Source organism: Alicyclobacillus fructus, from assembly GCF_017329605.1.
GTDB classification, from domain to species: domain Bacteria; phylum Bacillota; class Bacilli; order Alicyclobacillales; family Alicyclobacillaceae; genus Alicyclobacillus; species Alicyclobacillus fructus.
The window spans coordinates 1-3348 of sequence record NZ_JAFMTY010000053.1 but is presented as its reverse complement, the minus strand read 5'-3'; the positions used below and the strand labels follow the sequence as shown (position 1 = coordinate 3348).

General features: G+C 49.4%; 3 protein-coding genes. All 3 read right to left on the bottom strand.

Going from position 1 to position 3348, the window contains the following annotated elements; genetic code table 11:
* Positions 1-370, bottom strand: a 370-nt coding sequence (locus J3481_RS14220) for a DUF4277 domain-containing protein (RefSeq protein ID WP_456237097.1), incomplete at its 3' end; no start/stop codon positions are given.
* A 939-nt stretch (positions 371-1309) separates the two neighbouring features.
* Positions 1310-1747, bottom strand: coding sequence for a universal stress protein (locus J3481_RS14215; RefSeq protein ID WP_206832776.1), 438 nt, complete (start codon positions 1745-1747; stop codon positions 1310-1312).
* Between the two features lie 1292 nt (positions 1748-3039).
* A partial coding sequence (locus J3481_RS14210) for a G1 family glutamic endopeptidase (RefSeq protein ID WP_236011751.1) occupies positions 3040-3348 on the bottom strand: 309 nt, incomplete at its 5' end.

Sequence of the window (3348 nt, the reverse complement as noted above, 5' to 3'; positions counted from 1 at the left end):
TTAGAAACGAGCTGTCTCTTAGCTTCCATTTCGCTTCACTCCCCATGTAGACTCCCAAGCTCGAGTCTGGGGAGTTTACACAGTTCATTTTACACTCTCGATCGTCTGCGGAGACGCCGCTTCCAAGCAGGACTTCCACATCCCGTTGCGCGTAGAACTCCTCCACCCGGTAGAGGGCTTCGCGATTTGTGCCGATATTAACCAGCAACGCCTTGGTACGCAGCCCGACGGACAGTTTGCTATCTGGACGTGGCACGAACTCGTCGATGATCTCTACCCACTTCAACTCGTCGATCAGTCTGGCTAAAACGGGCGCAGGCCCCATGACATACGAGCGAACTGGACCGAACAACTGGAAAGCCTCCCGCACGAAGATACGACGGGCTATCCAATTCCACGTGTGGAATCAAAATTCCTGTCGAAAATGAACACAAGCCCGAAAAACGGGCGCGAAATGTGGGTTGGATAGCGTGTGATAGATCTTTAATTCCTTCTGCAACCTTCGTGCCTTCTTTCAGTACACCAAGAGCAGGAACGAGAGCAGCCACATCCAGACCAACAACAGCCGGGGACTGTTTATGTTCAACCGATAAAACAAAATCTGCGCTCAACGCTACTGTTCCCGACACCAAGGAAACAGCATCAGCAACTCCAGCAATCTCCGGGAGCCACGAAGTAAGTACCGCGGCAGTGGCTGCACCTGCGGAGATCCGCCCGGCCACCTTAGCGACATCCTCGATCCAATTGTTCTCCCTATCCCCGCTTGATGGCTCGTGTGTATTATGCGCCGCTTCTTCCTCCGACTTTGTCGACGCAAACGAATTCGCATGAGCCTGCGCTTGCGAATACGCCGCTTGAGCCCGGCTGACCACGTACGAACTCGACCGTGACACGTCCCCAGAATTGTCCGTGGCTTTGATGCTTCGTTCGTCCTCTGTGTTTGTGATCTTAGGATACTGCGAATACAACCGATACGCCTCATCCGAAATCGTGATATGCGCCGGAGCCAACGACAGGGAAGGCTCTGTGGATGTCTTCGTGTCTCGCTCGGGTGATCTCGTCGTCATCCGGTTCGCTTCTTCCGTCCGGGAGGCGGATTCGTGATATGCGGTATGCGCCGAATACCTGTCTTCTGCAAGAGCATCGAGTCTCATACGTACGGATTCCCCCTAAGCCAAAAATGGATGTGTCCCCCTGACGCGATCGATCTTTACGAAATGTTCGCATAACGCCAAGCAGGAAATCCATTTATGGATGGAGAATCCTTTATGTCTAACTCCTGTGCCGCTCTCGCCTTTCGTGTCTAGGCTCACCTCACCACCAACACCGCCTGCTTCGCCCGATGCATCACCGCCGTACTGACACTGCCCATGAGCACGCGGTCGATCCCCTTCCGTCCATGCGTGCCTATCACAATCAGATCTGCACCCATCTCTTCAGCTATGTTCACGATCGCGTCCGCCGGCACGCCGTATTCAGTGCGGAACGTCACGCGCCCATTATATGCCTGGAACTTCGTCAACACCTGTTCTCGAAGCTCATGCTCGATGGCTGACTCCTGCGCTTCCACGTTCATCACCGTTGGCATCCCGATCCCTGTCCACGCATCGGCCGCCGGAGCCGTCGGCACATGCACATACACCGCGACCAGCCTCGCTTCCGGCCACTTGTCCAACATCCCCGCCGCCCACTCGCCGGCTCGCCACGCGCACTCCGAGCCATCCACCGCCCATACGATCGTCTTCATGATGGCTCCCTCCGTAGGCTATCCAATTCCACGTGTGGAATCAAAATTCCTGTCGAAAATGAACACAAGCCCGAAAAACAGGCGCGAAATGTGGGATGAAAGCCATGTGAGTTTCAGTTTACGCTTACAGTCAAGGTGTAGTTCGATTGACGTTTACCACTCTACGCTCACCTGTTCAGCAATTTCTAAATTTAAGTTGTTCTTGTATTACCAATTCAGTTTTATTCGGAATGGACGACCGTACTGTTTGACCTCGTACCATCGTCCTGGTAGTAGATCATGAACAGAATTCCCGGCTTGACCCCTAACATCGATTCCCACAACGGCGGCCCGGGTGCCATAATCGCCAGGCACTAGCACAAAGCCGCCCCGAACCGTGGATTCCACTCGGAACCAGAGTCCACTAGCCGGACTTCCTAAGGTATAAATAGTATGGTCTCCCCACCAGTATGTGCGCAAGTTTTTATACGTTGTTTGAGTGCTCGTCTGCTGTGTTGGTTTAATCGGATTGTTCGTGCCACCAAATCCATTAGAGGTTTGCGACAATTCACAACGACCGTTAACAGTCAACTCAAATGTTGAATAGTGTAATTTCTTGTACAAGTTGATCCCGAGGACAATTCCAAAAATCAAAATACAGAAAAACAGATAACTTACACTTCTGCGACTGGCAGCAACCAATAATCGCTTAATGGTTGTCACCTCCATGAAAACGCTCTTTATCCTGATCCTGTCCTTCCACTCTGCGACATAAACCTGACCCAATGCCACTTGATCGCATTTTGATCCTCAATGCAACAACGAGACAAACCAGTAGTAAACTTCGTAATTGATTAAAGAGCTAAGTACTTGGCGCATGTCGCCACATTAATTGTAGAAATATACTTTTCAATTAAAATTATGCCATTAGTCGGTAAACTGTGTTGATGTTGTTAACGATGAAGCGTTAGCGAGAGGGGTGCCACTTGAGCTTCCATCCGAAGTCATTTCAACTTCGTAATTCGTATACCAACCAAGAGGATGCGCTCCATAGACCGAACTGTTTGTATTGCAATTAGTAAACGTAACCGAATTAAAATCGGCTAAATTAGGAAGGTTGGTTTCCTATTTCTGTTCTCTCTACAATCCATTCTGCAGTTGATCCATCGTAATAATTTGAAACATTATTAACATGGCCGCTTGTCGCCAGACCTGTTGTGTAATCTTCGATATAATACGAAAATGTACCATTGCTATAGGTTATCCGTATAGATTTGATCTCCAGGTGATATAGGAAAGTTAGATATTTTCTGTTAGTAATCAAGAGGATATACTTCAAACCATGCATAATAGTTTGAATTATAGGTATAATATTGAGAAACATAGAAATCTTGTTCGGTACCGGCCTGAACCAAATCCGGCGTATTATAACCCCCGATTCCCACCCAAGTGCACGAATAAGCCCACCCAAAAGGTTGATTCATGTTGTATACATTTGGAACAGTCCAATCTCCATGAACATCTGTGTTTGTCAAGCGAAAAGTTGACCACTTTGCTAATCGAAAAGTTGACCACCCCTGGCGTAGTGAGTCTGGTGCCTGGCGGAGGCCCGACAGGCCCCT